We start from the raw sequence: 17,231 nt of genomic DNA on the forward strand, positions 1-17,231 counted from the left end.
ATGAACGGCAAACAGGACCATTTGCCCGTTCTGCTGGAAGAGGCGATAAGGGGTATGAATATCAAACCGGACGGTCGTTATATCGACGGCACCTTCGGGCGCGGTGGCCACAGTGCGGCTATTCTCGCGCGCCTGAGTGACGACGGTCGTCTGCTCGCCTTTGACAAGGACCCCGAAGCCCTGCGCACCGCGCAGGATAAATTCTCACACGATTCACGTTTTCATCTCGTCCAGGATTCCTTTGCCCATATGGCGCCCCATATCGCCGAACAGGGTTGGGAACAGGTTGACGGTATCCTGCTGGATCTGGGGGTCTCTTCACCCCAGCTCGACGATGCCACGCGCGGCTTCAGTTTCCAGAAAGAGGGTCCGCTGGACATGCGTATGGATACCAGCCGCGGCCCGACGGCCGCCCAGTGGCTGGCCGACGCCGGCGAAAAGGAAATTGCCCGCGTATTGAAGGAATATGGCGAGGAACGCTTTGCCAGGCGTATTGCCCGGGCGATCGTTGCCGCACGCAATGAACAACCGATTACCACCACCAAACAACTGTCCGCGATTGTCGCGGCGGCCAACCCGGCCTGGGAAAAAGGCAAGGATCCGGCCACCCGCGCCTTTCAGGCGATTCGTATTTATATCAACCAGGAGCTGGACGAGCTGGATGAGTGCCTGTCGCAGATCATCGATCTGCTCGTGCCGGGGGGACGACTCGTGGTGATCAGCTTTCACTCACTGGAAGATCGCCGGGTCAAGCAGTTTATGCGCAAGCAGAGCAAGGGGGACGATTTTCCGCCCGATCTGCCGGTGATGCAGAGTCAGCTCAAGCCGAAGATGAAGCTCATCGGCAAGGCGCAGCAGGCCGGTGATGAGGAGGTTGCGAAAAATCCACGTGCACGCAGCGCTGTATTGCGTATTGCGGAGAAGCTGTCATGAAAGCTGAATGGATGCTGATTCCGCTGATTTTGGCCGTGCTCGCCTCGGCTGTGGGCGTCGTGTATTCGACCCATTACAGTCGCAAGCTGTTCGTGGAACTGACCGAGCTCAAGCAGGTTCGGGATGATCTGAACGTGGAATGGGGGCAGTTGCAACTGGAACAGAGTACCTGGGCAACGCACGGACGTATCGAGGAACTGGCGCGCAAGAAACTGAATATGAAACCGCTCGACTATAAACAGGTAATCATCCTCAAGCCATGAACGTGCAGGTATACAAACCGGCTTCGGCCTTTCGCCTGATTACCGTCATGCTGGTATTGCTGTCGGTGACGTTTGTCCTGGTGTGGCGCGCTGTCGATCTGCATGTGGTCAGAAAAGCCTTTCTGCAGGATCAGGGTGATGCCCGCTATCTGCGTGAACTGCCCCTGGCGGCTCATCGCGGCATGATCACCGATCGCCATGGCGAGCCGTTGGCAATCAGCACACCGGTTGATTCGGTCTGGGTCAACCCGGCCGAGTTTGCCGTGGCCCAGCCACAGTGGCCGAAGCTGGCGAAGCTGCTCAATCTTGATGTCAGGGATATGGTGACAAGTATCGCACAACGCCAGGATAAGGAGTTCGTCTATATAAAACGGCATGTAGAACCCGCGCGGGCGGAACGGGTCATGGATCTGGGCATCCCGGGTGTTTCCCTGCAGCGTGAGTATCAGCGCTATTATCCCATGGCTGAAGTGGTTTCCCATGTTGTGGGATTCACGGATATCGATGATCAGGGCCAGGAAGGATTGGAACTGGCCTTCGACAAATGGTTAAGCGGTGAAGCAGGCAGCCAGCGTGTGATCCGGGATCGCCTGGGTCGGGTGGTCAAGCATGTGGAACTATTGAAAAAGCCCCGGCCAGGCCAGGATCTGGCCCTGAGTATCGACCGGCGTCTGCAATATCTGGCCTATCGTGAATTAAAGCGCGCGGTGATTGGTAGTGGGGCCAAATCCGGCTCCGCCGTGATTCTGGATGTTAAAACCGGTGAAGTGCTGGCGATGGTCAACCAGCCCGCCTATAACCCGAACAATCGCGGTAACCTCCAGAGCCAAAAAGTCCGTAATCGTGCTGTTACGGATGTGTTTGAGCCGGGCTCGACCATCAAGCCCTTTACCGTGGTCGCTGCCCTGCAGAGCGGGAACTATAACCCCGACAGCCTGATCGACACGGCTCCCGGTTATTATCAGGTGAGCGGGAATACGATACGCGACGTTCGTAACTACGGCCGCATCAATCTGACCCGAATCATCCAGAAGTCGAGCAATGTAGGTGCCAGCAAGCTGGCCTTGTCGCTGGAGCCCAAAAAGATCTGGCGCGTTTTCGATCAATTGGGGTTTGGTATGGTCACCAGCAGCGGGTTTCCCGGTGAAGCCGGTGGCGTACTGAAGCCCGCCGCAACCTGGGGTGATATCGAACAGGCGACGCTGGCATTTGGTTATGGGCTTGCAGTGACACCGCTGCAACTGACAAGAGCTTATGCCGCGATCGCCAATCAGGGGGTTATCAAGCCGGTCAGCTTCGTGCGGGTCAATGAACCTGTGCAGGGCAAGCGCATTATCGATGCAAAAGTGGCCAGAAATATGGTGAACATGCTGGAGACCGTTACCAATGAGGGCGGTACCGGCACACGTGCCAGGGTTCCCGGCTACCGGGTGGCCGGGAAAACCGGAACAGTCAAAAAAGTGATGAGTGACGGCTACACTGCGGAAAAATATATCGCGGTATTCGCCGGTATGGCACCTGCCAGCAATCCGCGTATTGCCATGGTTGTCACAATTGATGAACCCTCCGGTGAGGATTATTACGGTGGTCAGGTTGCCGCGCCGGTCTTCTCCCGGGTCATGGGTGGCGCGTTGCGTCTGTTCGACATCGCACCGGATAACCTGGTGAATGACAATATCAAATTTGCTTCACTGCGCGACAAGGCAGCAGGAGAGCACCCATGATGACTGTACCGAGCACACATTCCGCGATGTATCTGGGCGAGCTGCTCGAGGGTCGCGTGGCTATCCCCGCCAGTCTGGATTGTCCCATCAAGGACATGACCATGGACTCACGGCAAGTGGTTGCGGGAAGTCTGTTTGTTGCAGTGAAAGGGCGTCAGGTCGATGGCGCGGATTATATCGATACGGCAATAGAGCAGGGTGCGGTCGCCATTTTGCGGGAGAGTATCGGCGATGAGATCGGCGTTACGCCATTGAGCTGGAAAACATCCTCCACGGGCCAAACGGTGCCGGTGGTCACTCTGAAAGACCTGTCCCGCCAAGTGGGCACACTGGCCGATCGGTTTTACGGCAGCCCTTCGTCGCGGTTGTTTGTTGTCGGCATTACCGGCACCAATGGCAAAACATCCTGCAGCCAGTTTGTGGCACAGGCGCTGAAGCAGGAAAAACCGTGCGGCATTATCGGCACCCTGGGTCGCGGATTGTATGGACAGCTGGAGGATTCCGGACACACCACACCGGATGTCATTGCCAATCACTGCTGGCTGGCAAAAATGCGCGATCAGGGCGCGACCAGCGTTGTGATGGAGGTCTCCTCGCATGCTCTGGATCAGGGCCGCGTGGCTCAGGTGCAATTCGATTGTGCCGTATTTACCAATTTGACCCATGAACACCTGGACTATCATGGCGAGATGGCAAGCTATGCCAGTGTCAAGCAACAGCTGTTTCGAACCCCGGATCTGAAGACAGCAGTTATCAACAGGGATGATGCCTATGGGCGTGAGTTTGAAGCAGCGCTGGATAACTCGATCAAGGTTATCAGCTACGGGATGCAGTCGGAATACCAGCCGACACTGTTGGCGCAGAACATTCGTATTCTTGCTGACGGCCTGCAGTTCAAGGTCGAGTCAGCTTACGGTACCGGCGAGATCAGAACACAGTTATTGGGGCGCTTTAACATCAGTAATCTGTTGGCCGCACTTGGTGCATTGCTCGCCAAAGGGCTGGCCTTCGATGATGCACTGACCAGACTGGCCAGCGTCAGGACTGTGAGCGGAAGGATGGAAACTCTGGGTGGGAACGGTCAGCCACTGGTGGTGATTGATTACGCCCACACTCCCGACGCCCTGCAACACGTCCTGGAAGCCCTGCGTGAGCATACCCGTGGAACACTGTGGTGTGTCTTTGGCTGTGGCGGCGAACGAGATAAACAAAAACGTTCCCTGATGGGAAAGATTGCGGAAGTTTATGCGGATCGGGTTGTCGTGACCAATGACAATCCACGGCATGAAAACCCGGTGGATATTATCGAGCAGATTCTGTCCGGCATGTCGGACTCTGACAAAGCCTATGTCGAGCGGGATCGGCAAAAGGCTATCGAGAGCGTCATTCAGGGCGCAGATGAAAAAGATGTCATCCTGGTGGCCGGTAAAGGCCATGAGAACTATCAGCAAGTCGGCGATGAAAGGCGGCCGTTCAGTGATTTGGCCGAGGCACAATTACAGCTTAAACGGCGAAAGGCATGAATCTGCATTCAGAACAGATTATAGGTCGCGGCCTGCAGATGAAGGCAAAGCAAATCGCCGAACTGCTGGCGGCGGATTATATTGGCGTGGATGTTGAAATACGCGGGGTGTCCACGGATACGCGAAGAATTGCCGATGGCCAGCTGTTTATTGCACTCAAAGGACCGAACTTTGACGGGCACGATTTTGTACAACAGGCGGCTGAAACCGGTGCAGCAGCCTGTCTGGTCGAGCAGCCTGTCGAGGGCCTGAACTGTATTGTCGTAAATGACACCCGGCTCGCGCTGGGTGAACTCGCAGCGCAATGGCGCCAGCGATTAAACGTCAGATTGATTGGTATTACCGGCAGCAATGGCAAAACCACGGTCAAGGAGATGCTGGCCGGTATATTGTCCGGGCAGGGTGAAGTCCTGGCCACTCGCGGCAATCTGAATAATGACATTGGCATGCCCCTGACGCTGCTGGAGCTTGATGCGCGACATAGCTATGCAGTTATCGAGATGGGAGCAAATCATCCCGGTGAAATCGGCTACTTAACCCGGATTGCACAGCCTGATGTGGCGTTGATCACCAATGCCGGTATGGCCCACCTTGAAGGCTTTGGCAGTGTTGAAGGCGTGGCACATGCCAAGGGCGAGATTTACCAGGGTCTGGATGATGATGGCATTGCCGTTGTTAACAATGAAGATACCTATGCCGATTACTGGAAACAGCTGAATAAGCAGCGGCGCATTATCAGTTTTGGCACACTGCCGGGGTCGGATGTCAGGGCCGAAATAAAGATCGAAAAAGATGGCCAGAGCATGGAGATTGTTACACCGGCGGGCGATATGAGCGTCACGCTGAAATTACTGGGTAAACATAATGCCATGAATGCCCTGGCGGCAATATCCGCCGCGATTGCCGTGGATGTGCCTTTGACAGCAATCAAGGCGGGGCTGGAAAGTCTGAGCCCGGTTAGTGGGCGTTTACAGCTAAAGGACGGCATCAAGGGCAGTCGGATTATTGATGATACTTACAATGCCAACCCAACTTCCCTGTATGCGGCACTGGATGTTCTGCGTGAATTTCCGGGCCAGCATTACCTGGCACTCGGGGATATGGAAGAGTTGGGCGGCAAGGCCGAATCATTGCACAGTGACGCCGGCAGGGAGGCGAGAGAAAGTGGAGTGCGACGGCTGTATACCCTGGGATCGCTGGCGCGTCATGCCGGCGCTTCTTTCGGCGAGTCTGCGCACAGTTTCTCGGATCACGACGAGATGATTGAACAGATCAGCAGCGATCTGACATCCGATGTCACACTTCTGGTTAAAGGTTCGCGGCGCATGCAGATGGAAAAAATTGTTGCGGCGTGTGAAGCAGGTCATAACAGGAAAAACTGATGCTATACCATCTGACACAATACCTGCAGGAGTTTTACAGCGGCTTCAATGTGTTTAATTATTTGACGCTGCGGGCCATTCTGGGTGTCTTGACCGCATTGGTTATCTCCTTGCTCGTTGGGCCATGGATGATTCGTCGTCTGGGAACGTTCAGCCTCGGTCAGCCGATTCGGGATGATGGCCCACAAACCCATTTAATCAAAGCGGGCACACCGACTATGGGGGGTGCCCTGATTTTGATTGCTATCGCGATCAGCACGCTTCTGTGGTCGGATCTGGGTAATCGCTATGTCTGGGTGGTTATTCTGACTACTTTCCTGTTTGGCGTGATCGGCTGGATCGATGATTATAAAAAACTGGTTAAAAAAGATCCGCGTGGTCTGGTCGCACGCTGGAAGTACTTCTGGCAGTCGGTTATCGCTATTGCCGTTGGCATCTATTTATACCAGACGGCACTGCCGGTTGAGACACAATTGATTGTGCCGTTTTTCAAGAGCATCTCCATCGAAATGGGTATGATCGCTTATGTGCTGTTGACCTATTTTGTCGTTGTCGGGTCAAGCAACGCGGTAAACCTGACGGACGGTCTGGATGGCCTGGCCATATTGCCGACGGTCATGGTTGGCGGGGCGTTGGGGATATTCGCCTATGCATCCGGACATGCCGGCTTTTCTGAATATCTGCAGATTCCCAACGTTCCCGGTGCCGGTGAACTGGTGATCTTTTGCGGGGCGCTGGTTGGTGCCGGCCTCGGATTTCTCTGGTTTAACACTTATCCGGCGCAGGTATTTATGGGTGACGTTGGTGCGTTGGCCCTCGGTGCCGCACTGGGAGTTTTGGCCGTAATTGTCCGACAAGAGCTTGTTTTATTTATTATGGGCGGCGTTTTTGTTGTGGAAACCCTTTCGGTTGTTTTGCAGGTTTTATCATTCAAACTGACCGGCAAGCGAATATTTCGCATGGCACCGCTACATCATCATTTTGAGTTAAAAGGCTGGCCGGAACCGCGAGTGATCGTCCGCTTCTGGATTATTACCGTCATTCTGGTGTTGATCGGTTTGGCAACGTTGAAGATTCGATAACTAATGCTGGCAACACACATGACAATGAGCAGACAGGCAGCAGAGTACTTGCAAGACAAGAAGGTCCTGATCGTCGGTCTGGGCCAGACGGGTCTCTCCTGTGCTCGCTTTTTGTCGGCCTATGAGATTGATATTGCGATCACAGACAGTCGGGGCGAGCCGCCCTGCCTGTCTGCATTGCAGAAAGAATTGCCCGATATGGCAGTGTTTGTCGGTGGTTTTGATGAGCTGGCGTTCCGTCGTGCGGATATCATCCTGGTCAGTCCGGGAATATCGTTACGCGAGCCATTGATTGTTGAGGCATGTGCCAGAGGCGCAAAAATTATTGGTGATATCGAGTTGTTTGCGTGGTTTGTCAATGTGCCGGTGGTGGCGATTACCGGCTCCAATGGAAAAAGTACGGTGACCACCCTGGTTGGCGAGATGTTTCACAAGGCCGGTATCAAGGCGGGTGTCGGCGGCAATATCGGGAAGCCGGCACTGGAACTGCTCAAAGAAGACAATCAGATCTGCGCGCTGGAACTGTCCAGTTTTCAGCTTGAGACCACCGAGTCACTGGATCCGGTCGCGGCAGCATTACTCAATATCAGCGAAGATCATCTGGATCGTTATGACACCCTGGCGGACTACACGGCGGCCAAGGCCAGAATTTTCTATGGCTCCGGTGTGCTGGTGGTCAATGCCGATGATGAAAAAGTGATGGCAACCGCTCGACTGTTTTGTGCCGGGCGTAAGCAGATCAGTTTCAGTCTGGGGATGCCTGAAGGCGATAACTACGGGATTTGTCAGCAGGATGCGGAACGCTGGTTATGCCGGGGTCACCAGATGCTGATTGCCGTCGATGATCTGAAAATCACCGGTGAACACAATCTGGCCAATGCCCTGGCGGCTCTGGCTCTCGGGGAGGCAGCCGGTCTGACGTCAGAGGTTATGACTGATGCGCTACGGAATTTTGCCGGACTGCCGCATCGGTGCCAGTGGCTGGGACAACACAACGGCGTGACCTGGATTAATGATTCGAAGGCGACCAATGTCGGTGCGGCGATTGCCGCCATTGAAGGGATCCCGGGTGAAAAACTGGTCCTGATTATGGGCGGCCAGGGTAAGGGACAGGATTTTAGTGTTTTGCGCGATGTTGTGGCGCGGCGAACCAGGGGCATTGTTCTGATTGGCGAGGATGCGCCATCCCTGCGAAACGCATTGGGTGATGTGATACCGGTTGCAAGTGCCGGCACCATGCAGGAAGCCGTTAATAAAGCGGCGCAAATGGCCCGAACGAATGACGCGGTATTGTTATCCCCGGCCTGCGCCAGCTTTGACATGTTTAACGGGTTTGAACATCGCGGCGATACGTTTATCGAGTGTGTCAGGAGCCTGTGTCAGTGATAACAGCAACTCACATCGCCAGCTTGTTTCAAAAGCCGGATAACCGGAATGAGCAAGTGCGTCTGCTGGATGTGGTTGACAAGCCATTGTTACTTGTCGTTCTGTCCCTGTTATGTCTTGGGCTGGTGATGGTCGGTTCGGCATCAACTTCAATCGCTGAAAAAATGGTCAATGATCCCTTCTATTTTTTCTGGCGTCAGTTGGGCTACATGATAATCGGGCTGATTGCCGCCGGTGCCATAATACGCGTGCCGATGGAAATATGGGAAAAGAGTGGAATGCCGCTTATATTGCTAAGCATTCTGTTACTGATGCTGGTTTTCGTTCCCGGACTGGGACGTGAGGTCAATGGCAGTCAACGCTGGATTATGCTGGGTCCACTCTCCTTGCAGGTCTCTGAATTCGTCAAGCTATTTTCGGTAATTTATCTGGCCGGTTATCTGGTCCGTCATCACGGGGAAGTACGTTCGCGGGTTGTCGGATTTCTACGGCCGCTTATCCTGCTGACCCTGCTGGGTCTGTTGTTGTTGCTGGAACCCGATTATGGCGCAGTCGTGGTCCTGTTTCTGACGGCTTTTGGCATGATGTGGCTTGGCGGCGTGCGCTTTACCCAGTTCATATTATTGCTGATGTCTTTGACCAGTGCGCTGGCCTTGTTGGCTCTGACTTCACCCTATCGGTTACAGCGTTTGACAACATTTCTGAATCCCTGGGCTGACCCTTATGATAGCGGCTTTCAGCTGACCCAGGCCCTGATTGCCTTTGGTCGTGGTGAATGGTTCGGCGTGGGGCTCGGATCGAGCATCCAGAAACTGTTTTATCTGCCCGAAGCACATACTGATTTCTTATTCGCTGTCATGGCCGAAGAGTTGGGACTGTTTGCGGTAATACTGGTGGTAGTGGCGTATTTGTTTGTGATTTACAAGGCGCTGAGTATCGGTCGCCGTGCCGAGAAACGTGAGCAGCCATTCGCCGGTTATGTGGCCTATGGCCTGGGAATCTGGATCGGTGTGCAGGCGTTTATCAATATCGGTGTCAATATGGGTGTATTGCCCACCAAAGGTCTCACACTACCCTTGATGAGTTATGGCGGCAGCAGTTTGCTGGTCATGTGTATTGCCGTGGCTTTGCTGCTTCGCATCGATTATGAAACCCGAAAATATGATCGTCGTAATCAAATGCCGCAAGGGAGGCGTTCATGAATCGCCATCCCCGACGCATTTTGATTATGGCCGGCGGCACGGGAGGGCATGTCTTCCCGGCACTGGCTGTTGCACGTTACCTCCAGGACCAGGGTGTGGAGATCTATTGGCTGGGTACACGCCGGGGGCTGGAGTCACGGGTTGTTCCGCAGGCGGGTTTCAGTATCCGATTTATTTCCGTCAGTGGCTTGCGGGGCAAACGTCTGTCCGGATTATTATTCGCACCGTTTAAACTCTCCTATGCATTGTTACAGGCGGTAGCGATTTGTCTGCGACTCAAACCGGATGCCGTACTGGGAATGGGCGGCTTCGTCACCGGCCCCGGGGGGCTGGCCGCCTGGTTGTTACGCCGGCCATTATTGATCCACGAACAAAATGCCATTCCGGGACTGACCAACCGTTTGCTCAGCCATCTGGCCTTGCAGGTGATGGAGGCGTTTCCGGGTAGCTTTAAAAATGACAAAGTCCTGCACACCGGTAATCCGGTGCGTCAGGACATTGTGGATTTACCGCAACCGGCACAACGCTTTGCCCGACACGAGGGGGCAATTCGTATTCTGGTTGTCGGCGGAAGCCTTGGTGCGCAGGTTCTGAATGAAACCGTGCCGCAAGCACTCAGCCGGCTACCGGCACAGATGCCGGTCACGGTTCGACATCAGGCCGGCAAGGATAAACTGAAGTCGGCCCGGCAGGCGTATGCCTCGGCCGGTGTCGAGGCCCAGACCGTCATGTTTATTGAGGATATGGCCGAAGCGTTCGAATGGGCGGATCTGGTGATCTGCCGCGCCGGCGCCCTGACCGTTTTTGAACTCGCTTCTGCAGGTCTGGCTTCCATCCTGGTGCCGTACCCCTATGCAGTGGATGATCATCAGACGGCCAACGCCCGCTATTTGCAGAAGGCCGGTGCGGCCAGAGTAATGTTGGCCGCCGAGTTCAACAGCGAACGCCTGGCCTCAGTATTACGGGAATTGCTGGAACAGGGCCGGGACCGATTACTGGATATGGCACAACGGGCTCGTCAACTGGCTATGCCCGATGCCACCCGGATCGTGGGTCAGCGCTGTCTGGAGGTGATGCATGGCTAAACAGCTGAGACGCTTCACCGATCTGCCCTCCGGTCAGGGTGAACCGGGTATGGGGCGGATTAACTGTATTCATTTTGTCGGCATCGGTGGTGTCGGCATGGGCGGGATCGCCGAAGTACTCATCAATCTCGGTTACGAGGTTACCGGTTCGGATATTCATGAAAATGCCGTGACCCGTCATCTGGCCCAACTGGGGGCAACTATTATTCAGGGACATGCCGCGGAAAATATCCGCAACTGCGATGTGGTGGTGATCTCCAGCGCGATTGTTGCGGATAACCCGGAGGTCAGGGCCGCGCACCAGCAGCGTATTCCGGTGGTACCGCGCGCAGAGATGCTCGCCGAACTGATGCGCTTTCGTTACGGCATTGCCGTAGCCGGAACCCACGGCAAAACCACGACAACCAGCCTGATTGCCAGCGTCCTGGCCGAAGGCGGCGTGGACCCGACATTTGTGATTGGCGGGCGTCTCAACAGTGCCGGTACCCATGCACGTCTGGGCAGCGGGCGCTATCTGGTGGCGGAAGCCGATGAAAGCGATGCCTCGTTTATGCATCTGCAACCGATGATGGCCATCGTAACCAATATCGATGCGGATCATATGGAAACCTACGGCGGGGATTTTGAAAAACTGCGCCAGACCTTTGTCGAGTTTCTGCATCACCTGCCGTTTTACGGCCTGGCGGTGGTATGTATTGATGACGAGGAAATTCGCGATCTGATGCCGCACATCAGTCGGCCCATGATTACCTATGGGCTGAACGAGGACGCGGATGTGCGCGCGGTCGATATTACCCAGGTGGCAAACCAGACTCATTTTACAATTGTACAGCGCGATTCAGGTGAACATTTTGATGTCACGTTGAATATGCCGGGACATCACAATGTTCTGAATGCGCTGGCGGCGATCGCGGTCGCGCATGAGATCGGCATCGAAAACCAGCATATTGCCCGGGCGCTGGATAATTTCCAGGGGATCGGCCGCCGTTTCCAGATCTATGGGGAGTATGAACTTGCCCAGGGGCGGGTGATTCATGTTGATGATTACGGTCATCATCCGCGCGAAGTGGAAGCAACCATTCAGGCGATCCGCGCCGGCTGGCCCGAACGGCGCCTGGTCGTCGTATTTCAACCGCACCGCTATACCCGTACCCGGGACCTGTTTGAAGACTTTACCCGGGTACTGTCGGAAGTGGATGCCCTGGTCTTGCTGGAAGTGTATCCCGCCGGTGAGACACCCATTAACGGGGCCGACGGACGCTCATTGACCCGCGCCATTCGGACGCGGGGCCAGGTTGAACCGATTTTTGTCGAAGAGCTGGATGAGTTGCCGGCGGTGTTGAACGGGGTATTACAGGACAGGGATATTGTACTGACACTCGGGGCCGGGAACATTGGCGCCGCGGCGGCCCGACTCGAGCAGCAGTTGAGCGGGCAGTAACAACATGATGCAGATGGACACAATAGAGACCGGGACCATGCAACTGCGGGGCGAAATGAAACAGCTTGAACCGATGAGCCGCCATACATCCTGGCGCGTGGGCGGCGTGGCCGAGCATTTCTATCGGCCGGCGGATGTCGCCGATCTGCAGCAGTTGTTGCAGCAGTTGCCGGCCCGGGAATCGCTGTTCTGGCTGGGGCTGGGCAGTAATTTGCTGGTGCGTGATGGCGGTATTCGCGGCACGGTGATCTGTACCAGTGGTGTGCTCAACGGTATCGAGTGGCTGGAAGATAACCGGGTGTATGTGGAAGTTGGTGTGGCCTCCCCGCAGGTGGCCCGACAAACGGCCCGGCGGGGATTGCACGGCGCCGAATTTCTCTGCGGTATTCCCGGCACCTTTGGCGGGGCTCTGGCCATGAATGCCGGTGCCATGGGCGGGGAAACCTGGAACATCGTTGAATCGGTGAAGATGATCGATCGCCAGGGCAATCTGAGGCTCCGTCAGGCTGATAAATTCGAGACAAGTTATCGTCATGTTCGCGGCCGAGTGGATGAGTGGTTCGTCGGTGCCACGTTGCAGCTTGAAGCCGGCGATGCCAGCCAGAGCTTGCAACAGATTAAACAGCATCTGGCCCGGCGCGGCGCGACGCAGCCGACCAGTCAGCCCAATGCGGGATCGGTGTTCCGCAATCCGCCGGGGGATTATGCGGCCCGCCTGATCGAACAGTGCGGCTTGAAAAGCACCTGCGTCGGCGGGGCCTGCGTGTCGGAAAAACACGCCAATTTTATTATCAATACCGGGACGGCCACGGCCCGGGATATTGAACTGTTGATTGAACGGGTTGCCGATGAAGTGCAACAGGCAAGCGGCATCAAACTTGTCAGGGAAGTGCAGATTGTCGGAGAACCGCATGAGCGTGACTGAGGACAACAAAACTATCGAGCCGCGGGCCTTTGGCAAGGTCGCGGTATTGATGGGTGGCTGGTCCGCCGAACGGGCGGTCTCGTTGCGCAGCGGTCAGGCGGTACTGGATGCCCTGTTGCGCAGTGGTGTCGATGCGCAGGGTATTGACGTTAATAAAGAGACTGTCCTGCAGACGCTGGAAGCGGGTAATTACGATCGCGCCTTTATTGTCTTGCATGGTCCCGGCGGTGAGGATGGTCGAATCCAGGCGGTCCTTGAGGTGATGGATATCCCCTATACCGGCAGCGACGTGCTCTCCTCGGCACTGGCCATGGACAAATTGCGCAGCAAGATGATTCTCGAGGCCGCCGGGTTGCCGACGCCGGATTACATGGTGCTGGATGACGATACCGATCCGGAGTATGTGGTCGCCAGTCTGGGCTTGCCGCTGATGGTCAAACCGGCGCTGGAAGGATCAAGTATCGGCATGACCCGGGTTAATGAGCCGCAGCAGATGCGTGACGCTTATACGACGGCCGCGCAATTTCCCGGCGCGGTCATTGCCGAACGCTGGATCGAGGGCGGCGAATATACCGTGACCATACTGGGCGAACAGACGTTGCCGGTGATTAAACTCGAAACCCCGAATGAGTTTTATGACTACGAGGCCAAATACCAGTCGGATCAGACCCGTTATTTATGTCCCTGCGGACTGGATCCCGAACAGGAAGGTCAATTGCAGCGTTTGGCTCTGGCGGCTTTCAAGGCGGTGGGAGCGCGTGGCTGGGGACGGGTTGACATTCTTTGCTCGGAAGACGGCAAGCCCTGGGTAATTGAACTGAATACCGTGCCGGGCATGACCGATCACTCCCTGGTTCCCATGGCGGCCAGAGCTATTGGTATGGACTTCGATCAGCTGGTTTACGCAATTCTTGCCCAGACACTGGAAGGCCATAACGGCGACCATCAGCATGGAGGTGGCCATGTCGGCGCGGGCTAACCAGGCAGTACTTATGCAAGGCGGGGAGCTTTTCAAATTTCGCCCCGGGCGACTGTTGCTGATTCTGTCGGTGATATTGTCGGGGGTATTGCTGTACTGGGGTATCCAGAGCCTGGTTAATCCGCTGAACGTACCGGTGGATAAAATTCGCGTGCAGGGGAGCTTTGTCAATGTAACCGAGGCCATGCTCAATCCGCTTTCGAAAAGTTTATCCGGTGTCGGTTATTTCGATATCAATGTGGCCGCCGTGCAGCAACAGGTCGAGAGTCTGCCCTGGATTAAACATGCGACCGTGCGACGCATCTGGCCCGATACGCTGGCAATCCATTTTATTGAACAACAACCCCTGGCTGTCTGGGCGGCTGGCGGGTTGCTAAACCGGAACGGCGACATATTCAAACCGGCTGCATCAACCTTTCCCCCGGATCTTCCGGTTTTCCAGGGGCCGGAAAAATTGAGCGGCAAAATGCGGGATGCCCATCAACGTTTTTCCGGATTGTTGGCACCACTGGGAATGCAGATTGTGAAATTGAAACTGGATCAACGCCAGGCGTGGCGAATCAGCCTGGATAACGGCATTCACCTGAAACTGGGGCGTGAACATGAATTTGAACGTCTGGCGCGCTTCGTCCGGGTTTACCCCCGGCTTAGTTCGCTGGACAAAGGTCGCGTGACACGGATTGATTTGCGCTACACCAACGGCATGGCGGTGGCATGGGAACAGAACAGGACATGAAAACGCGTTCGGGAGTGACATTGAATGTCTAAGAAAACAGAAAAAAACCTGATCGTCGGACTCGATATCGGCACCTCCAAGGTGGTTGCGATTGTCGGTGAGGTTACCCCGGAGAATGATATCGAAATTATCGGGCTGGGTTCGCATCCGTCCCGCGGTCTGAAAAAGGGTGTGGTGGTGAATATTGAATCCACGGTGCAGTCGATCCAGCGCGCGGTGGAGGAAGCGGAACTGATGGCCGGTTGTCAGATCCACTCGGTCTATGCCGGAATCGCCGGCAGCCATATCCGCAGCCTTAACTCGCACGGCATCGTGGCGATCCGGGACAAGGAAGTGACCCAGTACGATGTCGAACGGGTGATCGATGCGGCGCGGGCGGTCGCGATACCGGCCGATCAAAAGGTGCTGCACATTATGCCGCAGGAATTCATTATCGACGATCAGGAAAGCATCCGTGAGCCGATCGGCATGTCCGGCGTGCGCCTGGAAGCCAAGGTACACATGGTGACCGGTGCGGTGAGTGCTGCGCAGAACATTATCAAGTGCGTCCGTCGCTGCGGACTGGAAGTGGACGACATCATTCTCGAGCAGCTGGCGTCCAGCCATTCGGTATTGACCGAGGACGAAAAGGAACTGGGGGTCTGCCTGGTGGATGTCGGCGGCGGCACCACCGACATTGCTGTGTTCACCGAGGGGGCGATTCGCCACACCGCGGTGATTCCCATCGCCGGCGATCAGGTGACCAATGATATTGCCGTGGCTCTGCGCACGCCGACCCAGCATGCCGAGGAGATCAAAATCAAATACGCCTGTGCGCTGACCCAGCTGGCCAGCGCCGATGAAACCATTGAAGTGCCCAGTGTCGGTGAACGACCGGTAAGACGTCTTGCCCGCCAGACCCTGGCCGAGGTGGTCGAGCCGCGTTACGAAGAGCTGTTCACGCTGATTCAGGCCGAGTTGCGTCGCAGCGGATTCGAGGATCTGTGTGCCGCCGGCATCGTACTGACCGGGGGCAGTTCCAAGATGGAAGGCACGGTGGAACTGGCCGAGGAGATCTTCCACATGCCGGTGCGCCAGGGCCTGCCGCAATATGTCAGCGGGCTGGTGGATGTGGTGCGTAATCCCATTTATTCCACCGGGGTCGGGTTACTGCTGTTCGGTTATCAGAATCGTGCCTTGCGTGAAGCGGAAACACGCATGGGCGGTGGTTTTACAACCGTCTTGCGACGGATGAAGAGCTGGTTTCAGGGAAATTTCTAAAGGATTTGTGACGTAGACACAATGTAACAACCAACTGCGTTGTCAGTGAGGAGGGGTAAAGAAATGTTTGAACTAATGGATACTTACAGTCAGAACGCCGTGATAAAAGTGATCGGTGTAGGTGGCGGTGGTGGTAATGCCGTCGAACACATGGTGGTCCAGAGTATCGAAGGGGTGGATTTCATCTGCGCCAATACCGATGCCCAGGCCATGAAAAACAGCTCTGCCAAGACCCTGTTGCAACTGGGTGGCGGTGTCACCAAGGGACTCGGGGCCGGGGCCAATCCGGAAACCGGACGTAATGCGGCGATGGAAGATCGTGAACGCATCCAGGAAGTGCTGGAAGGCGCCGACATGGTCTTTATCACCGCCGGCATGGGTGGCGGAACCGGCACCGGCGGTGCGCCGATCGTGGCGCAGATTGCCCGCGACATGGGCATTCTCACCGTGGCGGTGGTCACCAAGCCGTTTCCCTTTGAAGGCAAAAAGCGCATGGAAGTGGCCATGGCCGGGATGGATGAGCTCAAGCAGTACGTCGATTCGCTCATCACCATTCCCAATGAAAAACTGCTCAGCGTGCTGGGCAAGAACATCAGCCTGCTGGATGCCTTCAAGGCGGCCAACGATGTGTTGCTTGGCGCGGTGCAGGGCATTGCCGAGCTGATCACCCGTCCGGGTCTGATCAACGTCGACTTTGCCGATGTGCGAACCGTCATGTCCGAAATGGGCATGGCCATGATGGGTTCCGGTCGGGCCTCCGGTGAAGATCGGGCCCGCGAAGCGGCCGAAGCGGCGATTGCCAGTCCCTTGCTGGAAGACGTCAACCTGGCCGGGGCACGCGGGATTCTGGTCAACGTGACCGCCGGGATGGACATGTCCATCGGTGAGTTCGAAGAGGTGGGTAACACGGTCAAGCAGTTTGCCTCCGAGAACGCCACGGTCGTGGTGGGAACCGTGATTGATCCGGCGATGTCCGGCGAGCTGCGGGTTACCGTGGTGGCAACCGGTCTGGGCAACGAGTTGAAACAGGGCGACAAGCCGAAACTGGTGGTCAACAAGAAAAGCGATGGCGAGGTGGATTACAATCAGCTGGATCGCCCGACGGTCATGCGCAACAAGGGGGCGGCCGAAGGCAAAGGCTCTCGCCAGGGTGACGGGGATATGGAGTATCTGGATATTCCGGCGTTCCTGCGGCGTCAGGCGGACTGAATGCTGCTGCCGCCGCAGAGGCGGGACGCTTCTGTGACGGAGGTAGCGGATTTATCTGTGATAGAGGTATCAAGTTTTCCCTGAAATCGCCGTTTATCGCC

General features: G+C 55.9%; 15 protein-coding genes. All 15 read left to right on the forward strand.

Annotated elements, in window-relative coordinates; translation table 11 throughout:
- The 15 genes from rsmH (at position 1) to ftsZ (ending at position 17,130) form a co-directional block, all read left to right on the forward strand.
- On the forward strand, positions 1-933 hold the full coding sequence (rsmH, locus tag U5J94_RS07945) for a 16S rRNA (cytosine(1402)-N(4))-methyltransferase RsmH (RefSeq protein WP_322565106.1): 933 nt from the start codon (positions 1-3) through the stop codon (positions 931-933).
- Entirely contained in the window at positions 930-1,196 is a 267-nt protein-coding gene (gene ftsL / locus U5J94_RS07950) for a cell division protein FtsL (protein ID WP_322565107.1), read from the forward strand. Before rsmH ends, ftsL begins: the two co-directional genes overlap by 4 nt.
- Positions 1,193-2,920: a peptidoglycan D,D-transpeptidase FtsI family protein gene (locus tag U5J94_RS07955; protein WP_322565108.1), complete on the forward strand. Its 1,728-nt coding sequence runs from the start codon at positions 1,193-1,195 to the stop codon at positions 2,918-2,920. The genes ftsL and U5J94_RS07955 overlap by 4 nt, the downstream gene beginning before the upstream one ends.
- Positions 2,917-4,443 (forward strand): UDP-N-acetylmuramoyl-L-alanyl-D-glutamate--2,6-diaminopimelate ligase, encoded by a 1,527-nt coding sequence (locus tag U5J94_RS07960; protein ID WP_322565109.1) that lies wholly within the window; start codon positions 2,917-2,919, stop codon positions 4,441-4,443. Before U5J94_RS07955 ends, U5J94_RS07960 begins: the two co-directional genes overlap by 4 nt.
- Positions 4,440-5,825, forward strand: coding sequence for a UDP-N-acetylmuramoyl-tripeptide--D-alanyl-D-alanine ligase (locus tag U5J94_RS07965; RefSeq protein WP_322565110.1), 1,386 nt, complete (start codon positions 4,440-4,442; stop codon positions 5,823-5,825). The genes U5J94_RS07960 and U5J94_RS07965 overlap by 4 nt, the downstream gene beginning before the upstream one ends.
- Positions 5,825-6,907: a phospho-N-acetylmuramoyl-pentapeptide-transferase gene (mraY, locus tag U5J94_RS07970; protein WP_322565111.1), complete on the forward strand. Its 1,083-nt coding sequence runs from the start codon at positions 5,825-5,827 to the stop codon at positions 6,905-6,907. The genes U5J94_RS07965 and mraY overlap by 1 nt, the downstream gene beginning before the upstream one ends.
- Positions 6,908-6,931: 24 nt before the next feature.
- Positions 6,932-8,293 (forward strand): UDP-N-acetylmuramoyl-L-alanine--D-glutamate ligase, encoded by a 1,362-nt coding sequence (murD, locus tag U5J94_RS07975; protein ID WP_322565112.1) that lies wholly within the window; start codon positions 6,932-6,934, stop codon positions 8,291-8,293.
- A 23-nt stretch (positions 8,294-8,316) separates the two neighbouring features.
- Complete coding sequence (gene ftsW / locus U5J94_RS07980; protein WP_416223983.1) at positions 8,317-9,495, forward strand: putative lipid II flippase FtsW; 1,179 nt, start codon at positions 8,317-8,319, stop codon at positions 9,493-9,495.
- Positions 9,492-10,580: an undecaprenyldiphospho-muramoylpentapeptide beta-N-acetylglucosaminyltransferase gene (gene murG / locus U5J94_RS07985; protein ID WP_322565114.1), complete on the forward strand. Its 1,089-nt coding sequence runs from the start codon at positions 9,492-9,494 to the stop codon at positions 10,578-10,580. The genes ftsW and murG overlap by 4 nt, the downstream gene beginning before the upstream one ends.
- The gene (murC, locus tag U5J94_RS07990) at positions 10,573-12,021 is read left to right on the forward strand and encodes a UDP-N-acetylmuramate--L-alanine ligase (protein ID WP_416223977.1); all 1,449 of its coding nucleotides are present in this window, start codon (positions 10,573-10,575) and stop codon (positions 12,019-12,021) included. Before murG ends, murC begins: the two co-directional genes overlap by 8 nt.
- A gap of 4 nt (positions 12,022-12,025) precedes the next feature.
- Positions 12,026-12,946, forward strand: a complete 921-nt coding sequence (gene murB, locus U5J94_RS07995) for a UDP-N-acetylmuramate dehydrogenase (protein WP_322565115.1) — start codon at positions 12,026-12,028, stop codon at positions 12,944-12,946.
- On the forward strand, positions 12,933-13,925 hold the full coding sequence (locus U5J94_RS08000; RefSeq protein ID WP_322565116.1) for a D-alanine--D-alanine ligase: 993 nt from the start codon (positions 12,933-12,935) through the stop codon (positions 13,923-13,925). Before murB ends, U5J94_RS08000 begins: the two co-directional genes overlap by 14 nt.
- Complete coding sequence (locus tag U5J94_RS08005; RefSeq protein ID WP_322565117.1) at positions 13,909-14,661, forward strand: cell division protein FtsQ/DivIB; 753 nt, start codon at positions 13,909-13,911, stop codon at positions 14,659-14,661. Before U5J94_RS08000 ends, U5J94_RS08005 begins: the two co-directional genes overlap by 17 nt.
- Positions 14,662-14,685: 24 nt before the next feature.
- On the forward strand, positions 14,686-15,921 hold the full coding sequence (gene ftsA / locus U5J94_RS08010) for a cell division protein FtsA (RefSeq protein WP_322565118.1): 1,236 nt from the start codon (positions 14,686-14,688) through the stop codon (positions 15,919-15,921).
- A gap of 63 nt (positions 15,922-15,984) precedes the next feature.
- On the forward strand, positions 15,985-17,130 hold the full coding sequence (ftsZ, locus tag U5J94_RS08015; RefSeq protein ID WP_322565119.1) for a cell division protein FtsZ: 1,146 nt from the start codon (positions 15,985-15,987) through the stop codon (positions 17,128-17,130).
- Positions 17,131-17,231: the final 101 nt, after the last annotated feature.

Source organism: Thiohalophilus sp., assembly GCF_034522235.1.
GTDB lineage: Bacteria > Pseudomonadota > Gammaproteobacteria > UBA6429 > Thiohalophilaceae > Thiohalophilus.